The following is a 14,768-nucleotide window of genomic DNA, read 5'->3' as shown; positions in this document are numbered from 1 at the left end:
GGTCAGCCGATCCGCTCTCGGCGGCCCAGGATGCCCTGCGGCCGGAAGAGAAGCACGAGGATGAGGATGGCCAGAGCGCCGACGTTCTTGAGCTCCGGTGGCACCCACAGGGTCGACACCTGGATGAACAGGCCGACGATGATCGAGCCGACCAGCGCTCCGAAGGCGGTGCCCAGACCGCCGAGCGTGACGCCCGCGAAGATCAGCAGCAGCAGCTCCTGACCCATCGTGAACTTCAGGTTCTGCGACAGGCCGAGCATGATGCCGGCGAGCGCGGCGATGGCGCCGCCGCCGGTCCAGACGATGCGGATGATCCGGTCGACGTTGATGCCCGAGGACGCGGCCAGGGCCGGGTTGTCGGCGACGGCGCGGGTGGCCTTGCCGGTACGGGTGCGCAGCAGGGCGATGCCGACGATGATGAGCACGGCCAGCTCGACGCCCATCGAGACGAGGTTCTTGGGCGTGGCCGAGATGGGCCCGATCTGCAGGCCGGCCTGGGCGTTGTACTGGGCGAACGCCTGGGTCTCGCCGCCGAACAGGATGAGGAACAGGTTGCGCAGGAACAGCGCGACGCCGATCGAGATGATCATCGCGGCGATGATTCCGGTGCCTCGCTTGCGCAGGCCGCCCCAGAAGAACCGGTCCTGCGCGTAGCCCAGCCCGCCGGCCAGGATGACCGCCAGGACGGCGGCCGGGATGATGTGCAGCCCGAAGGGCACGTTGATGAGATAGGCGAGCAAGGCTCCCAAGGTGACGAGCTCGCCGTGGGCGAAGTTCGTCAGGCCGGTGGTGCCGTAGATGAGTGACAGGCCGAGCGCCGCCAGGGCGATGATCAGCCCCAGGTTGAACCCTTCGAAGGTGAGCTGGGCGGCGCGCTGCCAGAACGCGCTGCCGCCTCCCTCGTCCGGCGCGGGCGCGCCGTCGGCGCCCTTCTCCTGCAGGGCGAACAAGACGGTGGTCGGGTTGCCCTCGTACACGGTCGGGGTCCGCTGGTTGCTGCCGCCGCGGATGGCCATGTTCTGCGGGAGCGAGGCGGGGTCCAGCGTGACCTTGTAGGCGCCGGGTTTGTCGATCGGCACTTCCCATGTGCCCTTGGCGTCACTGGTGGTCTCCTGAACGGGTTGCCCGCTCTCGGTGGTCACCACGATCTTCACGCCGTTCACTGGCTGGCCTTGGAAATTGAGTGTTCCCCTCAGGCTCTGTTCCGGTTCGGCCGCGTGGGCCGGAGCGGCAAGCAGCAGGATGAGTCCACCCAGGAAGGCCGTGAACGCGATCACGGCTCTGCGCAATGGTGCTCCCTCAAATAGGTCAAGGCGGGGTTGTGCCCCTCCATCTCGACACGCGGGCATCGCAGGCACAACTGGGATGCTGTGGCGGGAGCTTATTTCGCGTACGCCCGGTTCAGTATCCTTCGTCACCATTTAGTGACATGTGTGTGTCACTCATGTGAGGAAACAAAGGAGGCAGGTCAGGGGCTAAATCAGGAGTCGCACCTGGCAGCTGAGGGTTGCGGCTTGATAACGATCTGTTTCGGCAGTGAAAGAGCCCGTGGGGGGCCTTTGGGACCATGCAAGGCTTCCCCGGCCTCACCTGTTATCTACTCGGCCTTCCCCGCGGGCTCTAGTGGTGTCAACCGTAGCGACCCCTGGGGGCCATGCGCAAAGGGCGGGCGAAAGTCACGAAAAGGTCAGGCGTCACGGAGCATGCACGTGAGGCGCGAGGTGCAGACGCGCCGCCCCTCCTCGTCGGTGATCTCGATGTCGTAGGTCGCCAGCGTCCGCCCGGCGTGCAGGGGAGTGGCCACCGCCGTCACGAAGCCCGACGTCGCCGAGCGGTGATGGGTGGCGCTGATCTCGATGCCGACCGCGATCCGGCCGGCCCCGGCGTGCAGCGCGGCCCCGGTCGAGCCCACCGTCTCGGCCAGCACCACCGAGGCGCCGCCGTGCAGCAGTCCGTACGGCTGCGTGTTGCCCTCCACCGGCATGCGGGCGACCACCCGCTGCGCCGTGGCCTCCAGGAACTCGATGCCCATCCGGTCGGCGAGCAGGCCGGTCTGGGACCGCACGAGTTCGAGGGCGACCGCGGGGTCGATTGAGGGGTCGATCTGCGTCAAGGGGACGCCTCCACTCTTTCCAGCTCGGGTTTTCTGTCGCAGTCGCAGACTAGGCTGCCAGTGTGCCGAAGAGTGAAGTGACCCCCAGCCGCCCGTGCCTGCTGTTGCTCGACGGGCATTCCCTGGCTTACCGCGCCTTCTACGCGCTGAAGGACGCCAACCTCATGACCACCGACGGTCAGCACACCGAGGCGGTCTACGGGTTCACGTCGATGCTGACCAACATCCTGCGCGACGAGCAGCCGACGCACATCGCGGTGGCCTTCGACCGCTCGGAGCCGACCTTCCGGCACGAGGAATACTCCGCCTACAAAGCCAACAGAGCGGAGACCCCAGAAGATTTCCGCGGCCAGATGCAGCTCATCTTCGAGCTGCTCGACATCCTGCGCATCCCGCGGCTGTCCAAGGCCGGCTTCGAGGCCGACGACCTGATCGCCACGCTGGCCACCCGCGCCTCCGCCGAGGGCATGAGCGTGCTCATCGTCACCGGCGACCGCGACGCGCTGCAACTCGTCGACGAGAACGTCACCGTGCTCATGACCCGCCGCGGCATCAGCGACATGACCCGCTTCACGCCGGAGGCGGTGCAGGACAAGTACGGCCTCACCCCGGTTCAGTATCCCGACTTCGCCGCGCTCCGCGGCGACCCCAGCGACAACCTCGCCAGCATCCCCGGCGTCGGCGAGAAGACCGCCGCCAAGTGGGTCCGCGAGTTCGGCTCGCTCACCGCGCTGGTCGACCGGGTCGACGAGGTCAAGGGCAAGGTCGGCGACAAGCTGCGCGACCACGTCGCCCAGGTTCTGATGAACCGCCGGCTCACCGAGCTGCTCCGCGACGTCGCGGTCGAGGCCGAGGTCGCCGACCTCAAGCAGGGCGCCTGGGACCGCGAGGAGCTCAACAAGCTGTTCGACACCCTCCAGATCCGCGGCGAGCTGCGCGAGCGCGTCTTCAAGACGCTCGGCACCGGCGAGCTCGAGCCCGACCAGGGCTTCGAGGTCGAGACCGTGATCCTCGGCCCCGACCGGGTGGCCGGCTGGCTGTCGGCCCTGCCCGAGGGCCGGGCCGGGCTGGCCTTCAAGGGCGCCTACGGCAGCGGCACCGGCCGCGTCGACGCCATCGCCGTCGCCTCGCCCGACGGCACCGCCGCCCACATCGACCCGGCCAAGCTCACCGAGGCCGACGAGTCGGCGCTGCGCGCCTGGCTGGCCGACGCGTCCAGGCCCAAGGCCGTCCACGACGCCAAGGGTTCGATGCTGGCGCTGTGGGCGCAGGGCATGGACCTGCGCGGCCTCACCTGCGACACCGCGCTCGCGGCCTACCTCGCGATGCCCGGCCAGCGCACGTTCGCCCTGGAGGACCTCGCCAGACGCTACCTCAACCGCGACCTGCGCGCCGAGCAGGAGTCCGACGGTCAGGCCGCGCTGTTCGGCGACGACGAGGACGCCCCCGCCAAGGACCTGGCGCTGCGCGCCCACGCGGTGCGCGAGCTGGCCGAGGCGCTGGAGGCCTTCCTGGCCGGCCGCGGCGGCACCCACCTGCTCACCGACGTCGAGCTGCCGCTGCTGACCGTGCTGGCGGAGCTGGAGCGGGCCGGCATCGCCGTCGACCGCGACTACTTCGGAGGTCTGGAGGCCGAGTTCGGCGCCGCGGTCAAGCACGCCGTCGAGGAGGCCCACCGGGTCGTCGGCGAGCAGTTCAACCTGGGCTCGCCCAAGCAGCTGCAGGAGATCCTGTTCGTCCGGCTCGGCCTGCCCAAGACCAAGAAGATCAAGACGGGCTACAGCACCGACGCCGACCAGCTCGCCTGGCTGGCCACGCAGACCGACCACGAGCTGCCGGTCATCATGCTGCGCCACCGTGACCAGACCAAGCTCCGCACGACCGTCGAGGGCCTGATCAAGGAGATCGCCGACGACGGCCGCATCCACACCACGTTCAACCAGATCATCGCCGCGACCGGCCGGCTGTCGTCGGAGAAGCCCAACCTGCAGAACATCCCCATCCGCACCGCCGAGGGCCGCCGCATCCGGCAGGGCTTCATCGTGGGTGAGGGCTACGAGACGCTGCTGACCGCCGACTACAGCCAGATCGAGCTGCGCATCATGGCCCACCTGTCGGGCGACGAGTCGCTGATCGCCGCCTTCGAGTCGGGCCACGACTTCCACCAGGCGACCGCCGCCCGGGTGTTCGACCTGCCGCCCGAGCAGATCGACGGCGAGCTGCGGGCCCGGATCAAGGCGATGAACTACGGCCTGGCCTACGGGCTGTCCGACTTCGGGCTGGCCGGTCAGCTCAACATCCCGGTCGCCGAGGCGCGGGCGCTCAAGGAGGAGTACTTCCAGGAGTTCGGCGGCGTGCGCGACTTCCTGCAGGAGATCGTCCGCCAGGCCCGCACCAACGGCTACACCGAGACCATGATGGGCCGCCGCCGCTACCTCCCCGACCTGACCAGCGACAACCGTCAGCGCCGGGAGATGGCCGAGCGGATGGCGCTCAACGCCCCCATCCAGGGCTCGGCGGCCGACATCATCAAGGTCGCCATGCTCCACGTGCGCCAGGCGCTGCGCGAGGAGGGGCTCTCCTCGCGGATGCTGCTCCAGGTGCACGACGAGCTGGTGTTCGAGGTCGCGCCCGGTGAGCTGGAGGCGCTCAGGCAGCTCGTCACCGACCAGATGAACGCCGCCTACCACCTGCGGGTGCCGCTGGAGGTGTCGGTCGGGATCGGGCGCACCTGGGAGGACGCCGGCCACTAGCCATTTGTCCCGTTTCGCCCTCTTTTGGCCGGGCACATGGCCTACGCGAGCAGGGTGGTGATCCGGGGGCATGACGGTCCTGCACTACCCTGTGGGTTCGTTTCCCCCGAGTGGCACGGGAGTTCTGTGCGGTCCCCATCGTTCCTCGCCCGGATCGTCGGCATGGCGAACGTCGCGGTCGTGGCGCTCGCGATCATCGGGCTCCTGGTGATCCCGGGAGAGCCCGCCGCGCCGAAGACCGCGTTATCCCGGCGGGCGACCCCGGAGCCGGTCGCGACCCCCGAGCCGACGCCGCCGCCCGGGATCGTCGCCACGGCGGAGTCCGCCCGTGAGGTGAAGGCCAACGAGCTCGGCAAGGTCCCGGTGATCATGTATCACCGGATCGTCGGCAAGCGGCAGGCGTCCATCGACCGCACCCCCGCCCAGCTGCGGCAGGAGCTCGACAAGCTCGCCCGGCAGGGCTACGTGCCGATCAGCGCCAGGGAGTTCGCCGCCGGCGACATCCGGGTGCCGCCCGGCAAGTTCCCCGTCGTGCTCACCTTCGACGACGGGCACCCGAGCCACTTCGGGCTGGACGCCCAGGGCAACGTCAAGCCCGACACGGCGGTCGCGATCATCCTGGAGACCGCCGCCAAGCACGCCGGGTTCCGGCCCGTCGCCACCTTCTGGATCAACCACACGCCGTTCGGCCTGCAGACCGAGCAGGAGCAGGCCGCGGCGGTGAAGTGGCTGACCGGCAACGGGTTCGAGGTGGCCAACCACACCTGGGCCCACCCCAACCTGCGGACCCTGTCCACGACGAAGGTCCGCAAGCAGCTCGCCAAGGCGGAGCGCCTGCTCGTCCGGCTCGGCGCCGGCCCCGCCAAGACCATGGCGCTCCCATACGGGTCCATGCCGCGCAAGAAGAAGGCCGCGCGCTCCGGGACCTGGGAGGGCACCCGGTACGACTACGACGGGGTCTTCCTGGCCGGCGCCGAGCCGTCGCTTTCGCCGTACGCGAAAAATTTCGATCGTGGTGCGATCCAGCGGATCCAGAGCAACGGCAAGAAGGGGGAATGCCGCAAATGGTGTTCCCAGTACTGGCTGGAGTGGCTGAACAAGCACCCTGGTGAGCGATACGTCTCCGACGGGGACCCGGAGCGGATCTCCATCCCGTCGCGACTTAGGGGTAATATCGGTGCCAAGCGCGGTCTTCGGATCAACGCTTACTAGCTTCCCAAGCTGTGGCGGATGTGCTGGTTGGATTGACCCCGCCGCCAAGGTCTCATATGCTGATCGCTGCGCTGTGGGCTCGCGCGCGCCTCAGACGGAGCGGGCTCGCGCTCGGTCACGTCGACGTCGTAATTCCTCGGCTTGATGCGGAAGAGGGCCTGCCGCGCGTCCGCCACATCGACATCCTGTCCGCGTTCGGAGCAATTCCACACATGACGTCCAGCACTGAGGCCACCTCGAGCACCCCGCAGGTAGCGGTCAACGACATCGGGTCCGAGGAAGCCTTCCTCGCCGCGATCGACGAGACCATCAAGTACTTCAACGACGGCGACATCGTCGAGGGCACCGTCGTCAAGGTCGATCGAGACGAGGTCCTTCTCGATATCGGCTACAAGACCGAGGGAGTCATCCCCTCGCGTGAGCTTTCGATCAAGCACGATGTCGACCCAGCTGACGTCGTGGAGGTCGGCGAACACGTCGAGGCCCTGGTTCTCCAGAAGGAGGACAAGGAGGGCCGCCTGATCCTGTCCAAGAAGCGTGCTCAGTACGAGCGCGCCTGGGGCACGATCGAGAAGATCAAGGACGAGGACGGCATCGTCACGGGAACCGTCATCGAGGTCGTCAAGGGTGGTCTCATCCTCGACATCGGCCTGCGCGGCTTCCTCCCGGCGTCCCTCGTCGAGATGCGCCGGGTCCGCGATCTGCAGCCGTACGTCGGCCGTGAGCTCGAAGCCAAGATCATCGAGCTCGACAAGAACCGCAACAACGTGGTTCTGTCGCGCCGCGCCTGGCTGGAGCAGACCCAGTCCGAGGTTCGCCAGACGTTCCTCAACACCCTCCAGAAGGGCCAGGTCCGGAAGGGCGTCGTGTCCTCGATCGTCAACTTCGGCGCCTTCGTCGATCTCGGTGGCGTCGACGGTCTGGTCCACGTGTCCGAGCTGTCCTGGAAGCACATCGACCACCCCTCCGAGGTTGTCGAGGTCGGCCAGGAGGTCACGGTCGAGGTCCTGGACGTCGACATGGAGCGCGAGCGCGTCTCCCTGTCGCTCAAGGCGACCCAGGAAGACCCGTGGCAGCAGTTCGCCCGCACCCACCAGATCGGCCAGGTCGTGCCGGGCCGCGTCACCAAGCTGGTGCCGTTCGGCGCGTTCGTCCGGGTCGAGGAGGGCATCGAGGGCCTGGTCCACATCTCCGAGCTGGCCGAGCGCCACGTGGAGATCCCGGAGCAGGTCGTCCAGGTCGGCGACGAGATCTTCGTGAAGATCATCGACATCGACCTCGACCGTCGCCGCATCAGCCTGTCGCTGAAGCAGGCCAACGAGGGCGTGGGCGCCGAGGTCGAGTTCGACCCGACGCTCTACGGCATGGCGGCCACCTACGACGACCAGGGCAACTACATCTACCCCGAGGGCTTCGACCCGGAGACCGGGGAGTGGCTGGAGGGCTTCGACAAGCAGCGTGAGGAGTGGGAGCGGCAGTACGCCGAGGCCCAGACGCGCTACGAGGCCCACCGCAAGCAGATCGAGGAGGCCCGCAAGGCCGAGGCCGAGGCGGGCGAGGCTGCTCCGACCTCCTACGGTGAGCCGCAGGGCCAGCAGGGCGGTGGCCAGTCGGCCCCGGTCGGCGGCGCCCTGGCTTCCGACGAGGCCCTTGCCGCCCTCCGCGAGAAGCTCGCGGGCGGCCAGAGCTGATCGCCTGGTAGTTCGGTAACACCGACAAGGCCCCGCACGGATCCGTGCGGGGCCTTGTCGCGTCCCGGGTACCCCGCCCGGCCGTTGCCCGCCGTCCCCGGTGGGTCGGCCATGTCCGGAGTCGTCCTGTATGGCTCCCATGGGGCGTCAGCCTGTCCCCGGTCCTGGTCCCGGGCACGGGCGAAGGGGGCCGCCGCGCGCGGCGTCGTGGGGGCGCTCAGCGGCGTTCCGCCACGGGTGGAGGTCCACCGCGGCGTGTAGGGTGCTCGGCGTGGAGATCCAGCGGGCCCTGGCCGACGACGCCGGGGAGATTCTGACCGTCCAGCGGGCGGCGTACGTGAGCGAGGCCCAGCTCTACGGCGACCCGTTCATCCCGCCGCTGGTGGAGTCCGTCGAGCAGGTCCGCAAGGCCATCGAGACCGGCGTCACGCTCAAGGCCGTCGACGGCGGGCGGATCGTCGGCGCGGTGCGCGGCACGTTGTCCAGCACGTTGTCCGGCACGTTGTCCGGCACCACCTGCCTGGTGGGCCGGCTCGTCGTGGCGCCCGACCGCCAGGGGCAGGGGCTGGGCACGGCGCTGCTGCGGGCGCTGCACGACCAGGTGCCCGAGGCGACGGCGTTCGACCTGTTCACCGGCCATCTGTCGGAGGGCAACCTGCGCCTCTACCGCCGCCTGGGCTACCGCGAGACCCGTCGTGAGCGCATGGACGACCACCTCACGCTGGTCCACCTGAGGCGCTGACCGCCCGGTAGGCTTCCGCTGTGCTGAAAACAGGGCTCACCGGCGGCATCGGCTCGGGCAAGAGCGAGGTGTCCAAGAGGCTGGCCGCCAAGGGCGCGGTCGTCATCGACGCCGACAAGATCGCCCGCGAGGTGGTGGAGCCGGGCACCCCCGGTCTGGCCCGGGTCGTGGCCACGTTCGGCGACGAGGTGCTGCGTCCCGACGGCTCGCTCGACAGGGAGAAGCTCGGCTCGATCGTCTTCGCCGACCAGGAGAAGCTCGCCGCGCTCAACGCGATCGTGCATCCCCTGGTGGGGGAGCGGGTCGCCCGGCTGCAGAGCGAGGCGCCCACCGGCGCGATCGTGGTCTACGACGTGCCGCTGCTGGCCGAGAACGGCCTCGCGGCCATGTACGACGTGGTCATCGTGGTCGACGCGGCCGACGAGGTGCGCATCGACCGGCTGGCCGCGCACCGCGGCATGGCCGAGAAGGACGCCAAGGCCCGCATCGCCGCCCAGGCGAGCCGCGAGGACCGGCTGGCCGTGGCCGACATCGTCATCCCCAACGAGGGGTCGCTCGACGAGCTCGACACCCGCGTCGAGGAGGTCTGGGCGGAGCTGCTGGAGCGCGCCGCGCGAGGCTAGAACGGCGCGTCCAGCGGCACCTGGCGCACCCCCGGCAGATAGGCGTCCAGCTCACCCAGCTCGAACCTCGACATGCCCACGACGTGCCAGAACTGCCCGGCCGTCTCGCCGTGCACCTTGTAGCGCCCGTCGGGGGCGAGCGCCGCCCAGCCCTCCGGCAGCCCGAGCAGCGTCACCAGCCGCTCCGCCCCCTCCCACAGGATGACCACGCCGTCGTCGCCCGCCGTGGCCAGCAGGTCGGACGCGGGGCTGAAGGCGACCGACCAGACCCGCCGCGCGTGCCCGGCCAGCCGGTGCAGCAGCCGCCCCGACTGCGCGTCCCACACCCGCACGCTCACGTCGTCGCCGCCGGTCGCCAGCCGGTCGCCGGTCGCGTCGAAGGCGACGCTCCACAGCCGTCCCGTGCCGCCGTCGAGGGTGTGCCGGAGCAGCGGGTGCCACGGCTGACCCGGCCGCAGTTCCCACACCAGGGCCCGGCCGTCGTTGCCGGCGCTCGCCAGCAGGCGGCCCGACGGCGAGAACGCCACCGCGTACACCCGGTCGGTGTGCCCGTCGAGGGTGGCGACCCGGCCGCCGGACTCCACGTGCCAGATCCGTACCCGCCGGTCGTCGCAGCCGGTGGCCACGTAGCGGCCGTCGGGGCTGAAGGCGATCGAACGGACCCGGCCGCGGTGGTCGGCCAGGTTGGTGACGAGCCGGCCGGTCGAGCGCCACCAGACGCGCACGCTGTCGTCGTCGTTGGCGGTCGCCAGCATGGTGCCGTCGGGGCTGAACGCCTCGGCCCACACGTGGTCGGTCTCGGTGTTGAGCTCGCGCTCGTACTCCTGGGTCGTCACGTTCCAGAAGTGCACGCCGCCGTCGTTGCTGGAGGCGGCGAGCAGCGGGCCCGCGGGGGAGAACAGCGCGGAGACCAGCCGGTCGGAGGTGCCGGTGAACTCGTGCAGCTTCCGCCCGGTGGCCGGCTCCCAGATACGGGCCACGCCGTCGTTGCCGCAGGTGGCCAGCATGGTGCCGTCGGCGCTGAACCGTACGGACGTGATCCGCCTGCCGTGGCCGCGCAGCACCCGCTGGCTCTGGCCGGTCTCCGGGTCCCACAGCCGGACGGTGCCGTCGTTGCTGCTGGTGGCGAGCTGCCCGCCGTCGGGCCGCCACGCGAACGGCCACACCGAGCTGCGGTGCCCGATCAGCTCGGTGCGCTGCGGGCCGCCCACGGCCTGCAGCCGCACCACGCCGCCGGAGTCGCCGGTGGCCAGGGTGGCGCCGTCGGGCGAGAACGCCACCTGGTAGACGGCCGCCGCGTGGGTGGTGTGCAGGCCGCGGAACTCGCCGGAGGTCTCCCACAGGCGCACGTCGCCGGAGGTGTCGCCGGTGGCCACCAGCGAGCCGTCGGGGGAGAACGTGACGGAGTAGATGCTGCCGCGGTGCCCGGTCAGCGCGTGCCGCCGCTCCCACGTGCGGGTGTCCCACAGCCGCAGCGTGCCCGCCTCGTCGCCGGTGGCCAGCAGGGCGCCGCCGGGGCCGTGCACGGCACGGTAGACCGCGCCGCGGTGGTCGTCCAGCGTCGTGACGATCTCCCCGTCGGCGAGGTCCCACACCCGGACCACGCCCGCCGAGTCGCCCGTCACCAGCGCCGACCCGCCGAACGACGCCGTGTAGATCGGGGCCTGGTGTCCGGCCAGCTGGTGGACCGGCTCGCCGGTCGAGGTGTCCCACACCCGCACCACGCCGTCGCCGCCGCCCACCGCCAGCAGCTCGCCCGACGGGCTGAGCCGCACCGGCCAGGCGCCGTCCGGGTGGCCGGTCAGCGTGCGCAGCCGCTCGCCGGTCAGCGCGTCCCACAGCACCACGGTGCCGTCGCTCGCGCCGCTCACCAGCAAGCCGCCGGAGAACGAGACCGCGTACACCCGCCCGGCGTGCCCCTGCAGCGTGCGCACCGGCAGCCCGCCGACGCAGAGCAGGACCCCGCCGTCCTCGTTGCCGATCGCGATCGTCGCGCCGTCGGGGCTGTAGGCGATCGGCTCGGGCAGCCGGCTGGTCTGGAAGTGATAGCCGTACGGGACGCCGATCTCGGCCGGCGCCAACTGGGTCTCCACCGGCTGGCCGGGCACCACGGCCGCGCCCGGCAGGTGGGGCAGGGTGCCGCGCACGTCGATCAGCGCCGCGCGGTGCCAGCGGGCGCCGGACACGGCGGCGTCGCTCAGGTCGGCCCTGGCCAGCCGCGCCCCCGACAGGTCGGCGCCCGTGAGGTCGGCCCCGGCCAGCACCGCGCCGTCGAGCCTGGCCCCGACCAGCCGGGCGTCGCGCAGCACCGCCCTGGACAGGTTGGTGCCGGCCAGCGTCGCCTCGGTCAGGTCGGCGCCGGTCAGGTCGACCTCGCGCAGGTCTCTGGCCGAGAGGTCCTCGCCCTTCAGGTTGGCGCCGCGCAGGTCGGCCCTGGCCGGGGTGCGCAGCCGGGCCGCGATCTTGACGGCGTTCGCCCTGGCCACGTCGTCGCCCGGCGGGTCGGCCACCCACGCGCGCAGCGCCCGCACCTCCGCCAGGTCGCACAGGAACTCGACGGTCAGCGCCGACAGCGGCCGCCGCGACAGCACCACCGGCGCGTCCAGCGTCGCCGCCACGTGCCGGGCGATCAGCCACTCCATCACCGAGGCGTGGATGAACCCGAACATGCCCTCCTCGGTGCGGACCATCAGGCTGCCCGACCCCATCGCGTGCGCGGTGTGCGCCGCGGTGAGCTGGCCGCCCGCCAGGTCGGCGAGCGTGCCGGCGATCTCGGTCAGGTCGTCGATGCCGAGCAGCGACTCGCCGCTCTCCCACAGCCGCAGCGCCAGCGCGGTCACCGCCTGCCACAGCTCGTCCTTGGTCAGCGTGGCCGCCGACCCCGGCATCCTGGCCCGGCGCTCCTCGAAGGCCAGCCACGCCTCCAGGATCTGCTCGTACAGCAGGGCGGGGCTGATCGTGTGGCGGGCCTCGGCGACCGTGCGCAGCCGCTCGGCGTCCAGGTCGGCGATGAAGCTGAGCATGCGCGGGTTCCTGGCCAGCGCCAGCAGGTCCTCGATGCCCTCCATCTGCGACATGCGGGCCGTCGCCTCGTCCTCGCCGTCGAACCGGTTGTGGAGGTAGGAGCGGATCTGGTCGCGGGTGAAGTTCTCCAGGCCCAGCACCCGCCGCTGCGGCAGCACGCCCACCATCTCGCCGAGCGAGGTCAGCACCTGGCTGTGCGACTTGAAGTGTTGCGTACGGCTGGCCACCACGATCTTCGCCTTGTCCTCCGCGGCGGCCAGTAAGGTCGCCAGGTGGTCGGCGGCCCGGTCGTAGGTGAGCCGGGTGACCAGCTCGTCGAACCCGTCGAACAGCAGCACGATCCGCCCCTGCCGGAGCAGGTAGCGGAACGCCTTCAGGTCGATGACCTCCTCGCCGTGGTTGGCCAGGTGGGCCGCCACCAGCGCGTCGACCGAGTGGGCCTTGTCCAGGGCGCGCAGCTCGATGAAGATCGGCGTCAGGTGGGGCAGCTCGGCCGGGATGCGCCGGGCCAGCTCGCGCAGCGCGAAGGTCTTGCCGTGGCCGAAGTCGCCGAGCAGCAGCAGGAACCTGCCGTGGTCGGCGGAGAGCAGCCGCATCAGCTCGTCGGTCAGGCCCGTCTTGACCTGGCCGCCGGGCCGGTCGAGCTCGCGGTAGCGCTGCGGCACGTACAGCTCCGGCGGGTAGCGGCGGTCGCCGGCCAGCCTGGCCGTCTGCTCGGCCACGTAGCCCGACAGGTCGAGCAGCCCCTGGAACTCGGTGAAGCTGCGCAGCCGCACGCCGCGCCGCATCAGGTCGTCGCGGAGCGCGCGCGGCGGCGGCGGCCCCTGGTAGACCAGCTCGGCCGACAGCTCGGTGGCGTGCGCCTGCCGCACGAAGGCGGTCGCGTCCTCGGCCGTCAGCTCGCCGACGTGGGCGCCGATCATCGACTGCCGGACGAACCCGTCCTCCGGATGGGTGACCACCAGATGGTCGCGCAGCCGCCGGATCTTGGCCCGGTCGTGCCTGGCCTCGCACACCTCGGTGATCCGGTCGAGCAACAGGTCGACCGGGCTCGGCGGGCGCCCGTCCGGCCCGGCCCCGCCCGGCCCCGCCGGCGGGCCGGGCAGCGGCGCCGGCGCCGTCTCGGCCGCGAACGTGGCGCGGGCGGCCCGCCAGGCGCGCGCGGCCCGCTCCGGCCGGTCGCCGTCGGGCAGCCAGGTCCGGAGGCCGCGGGAGGTGATCTCCACGACGTGGTGGCGGCCGGAGCGCGGCGCGGCGATCGCGAGCTCGCCGCCCTGCCCGCCGCTCTGGAACAGCAGGTTGAGCCGGTGCGCCAGCAGCCGGTCGTAGGCGGGCCTGTCGTGCAGCGCGTCGGGCGGGTGGCCGAGCACGCCCAGCCGCAGCCACGCCCGCTCCTCGTACGGGCGCAGCCGCTCGGCGAACCAGGCCGCCTGCGCCTCACCCAGCATCGCGTACGCGTCGCGCTCCAGATGGCTCATGGCCATGGTCGAGTTGAGACCGGCCACCACTACCTTCAGATCAGGTATCTCGAACAGCGTCCACGGCTGCCCGCCGTCGAACACCCGGTCGTCCAGCCCCTGGTAGACCTCCTCGAACAGGCCCGCGAAGTGGCGCCACTTCGGCCAGTAGGGCGGCTGCGGGCTCACGTCGTCGGCCTCGCACGTCAGGAAGTAGGCGCTGGCCGCCGCCTTGGTCACGTCACGCGGCCCCGGCACGATCACCAGGCGGTGCGGCTCCAGCCCGACCAGCAGCCGCAGGTCGGTGACGAACCGGGTGGCCTGCCCGAACTGCCCGAGACTGCCCGACTCGGTCAGGTCGCCGCTGACCACCATCAGGTCGGGCCGCGGCATCCCCCGGTCGTACATCCCGGTCAGGTCGGCCCAGATGCGCGCCTGCATGTCCTCAGGCGTGAACGGCTCGCCCGGGTCGGGCAGCGCCCGGCCGAAGCGCGGGCCGCCGATGTGCAGCACGCTGATCGACTCGCGCGGCGGATGCGGGCCCGCGGCCGGCGGGAACTTCGGCGCCGACACCGGCGTGCGGCGCGCCCGCGACCGCTCGCCGGGCGGCGGCAGCGTGGGAGCGGGACCGCCGATCTCGGCGCCGGTGGGGAACGCGGGCGCCGCCTCCGGCTTGGCCCGGCCCGCCAGCGCCTCCCTGACCCGGCCCAGCAGCAGCGCCCTGGCCTGCCCCGGATCGGTGACGCCCAGCAGGTCGACCCAGGTGATCGTGGACAGCAGCCCTTCGAGCCGGACGTCCTCCAGCCGGATCGTGATCAGCTTGTTGGACGGGTTGTCGGGGTCGGCGCGCAGCGCCGCCTGCCACTCCATCCGCCCGTAGCGCGAGCTGAGGTAGTTGCGCGAGAGCACCGCCACGACCAGCTCGGCCTCGCTGACCCCGCGGTCCATGAAGTCGATGAAGTTGGTGCCGGGCACGAAGTCCCACGCCTGGATCATCGTGCGGTAGCCAGCCGCCTCCAGCTCCCAGGCGATCCAGGTCGCCCACGCCGTGTCGGCGGGGGAGTAGCTGACGAAGATCTGGGTCGGCCTGCCGTCACGCGCCATCCCTCCAGTATCCCGTGCGGGATCGGCCTTTCGCAGCCCGTGTGCGATC

The 14,768-nt window shown here is 71.1% G+C and carries 8 protein-coding genes; 5 read left to right on the top strand and 3 right to left on the bottom strand.

The window, feature by feature from the left end:
* Positions 1 to 2: 2 nt before the first annotated feature.
* The gene (locus ACGFI7_RS16150) at positions 3 to 1,154 is read right to left on the bottom strand and encodes a branched-chain amino acid ABC transporter permease (protein WP_393404745.1); all 1,152 of its coding nucleotides are present in this window, start codon (positions 1,152 to 1,154) and stop codon (positions 3 to 5) included.
* Between the two features lie 533 nt (positions 1,155 to 1,687).
* The gene (locus ACGFI7_RS16145) at positions 1,688 to 2,032 is read right to left on the bottom strand and encodes a PaaI family thioesterase (protein ID WP_393405677.1); all 345 of its coding nucleotides are present in this window, start codon (positions 2,030 to 2,032) and stop codon (positions 1,688 to 1,690) included.
* Positions 2,033 to 2,175: 143 nt separating this feature from the next.
* Here ACGFI7_RS16145 and polA point away from each other — a divergent pair, with 143 nt between their 5' ends.
* From polA to coaE, 5 genes are all read left to right on the top strand, one after another.
* A complete protein-coding gene (gene polA, locus ACGFI7_RS16140; protein WP_393404743.1) occupies positions 2,176 to 4,866 on the top strand; it encodes a DNA polymerase I in 2,691 nt (896 codons plus the stop codon).
* Between the two features lie 126 nt (positions 4,867 to 4,992).
* Entirely contained in the window at positions 4,993 to 6,078 is a 1,086-nt protein-coding gene (locus tag ACGFI7_RS16135; protein ID WP_393404740.1) for a polysaccharide deacetylase family protein, read from the top strand.
* A 212-nt stretch (positions 6,079 to 6,290) separates the two neighbouring features.
* Positions 6,291 to 7,769: a 30S ribosomal protein S1 gene (gene rpsA, locus ACGFI7_RS16130; protein WP_393404738.1), complete on the top strand. Its 1,479-nt coding sequence runs from the start codon at positions 6,291 to 6,293 to the stop codon at positions 7,767 to 7,769.
* 271 nt (positions 7,770 to 8,040) lie between these two features.
* Positions 8,041 to 8,511 carry a GNAT family N-acetyltransferase gene (locus ACGFI7_RS16125; RefSeq protein WP_393404735.1) on the top strand — a complete coding sequence of 157 codons (471 nt, stop codon included), beginning with the start codon at positions 8,041 to 8,043 and terminating at the stop codon, positions 8,509 to 8,511.
* A 20-nt stretch (positions 8,512 to 8,531) separates the two neighbouring features.
* Positions 8,532 to 9,134, top strand: coding sequence for a dephospho-CoA kinase (gene coaE / locus ACGFI7_RS16120; protein ID WP_393404732.1), 603 nt, complete (start codon positions 8,532 to 8,534; stop codon positions 9,132 to 9,134).
* Here the strand turns inward: coaE and ACGFI7_RS16115 are convergent.
* Positions 9,131 to 14,719 (bottom strand): TIR domain-containing protein, encoded by a 5,589-nt coding sequence (locus tag ACGFI7_RS16115; protein WP_393404730.1) that lies wholly within the window; start codon positions 14,717 to 14,719, stop codon positions 9,131 to 9,133. The two genes, coaE and ACGFI7_RS16115, sit on opposite strands and share 4 nt — an antisense overlap.
* Between the last annotated feature and the right edge of the window lie 49 nt (positions 14,720 to 14,768).

This window comes from Nonomuraea sp. NPDC048826, assembly GCF_043198225.1.
Classification (GTDB): domain Bacteria; phylum Actinomycetota; class Actinomycetes; order Streptosporangiales; family Streptosporangiaceae; genus Nonomuraea.
The sequence above is the reverse complement of the archived record's forward strand: the minus strand, read 5'-3'. Positions and strand labels throughout refer to the sequence as shown.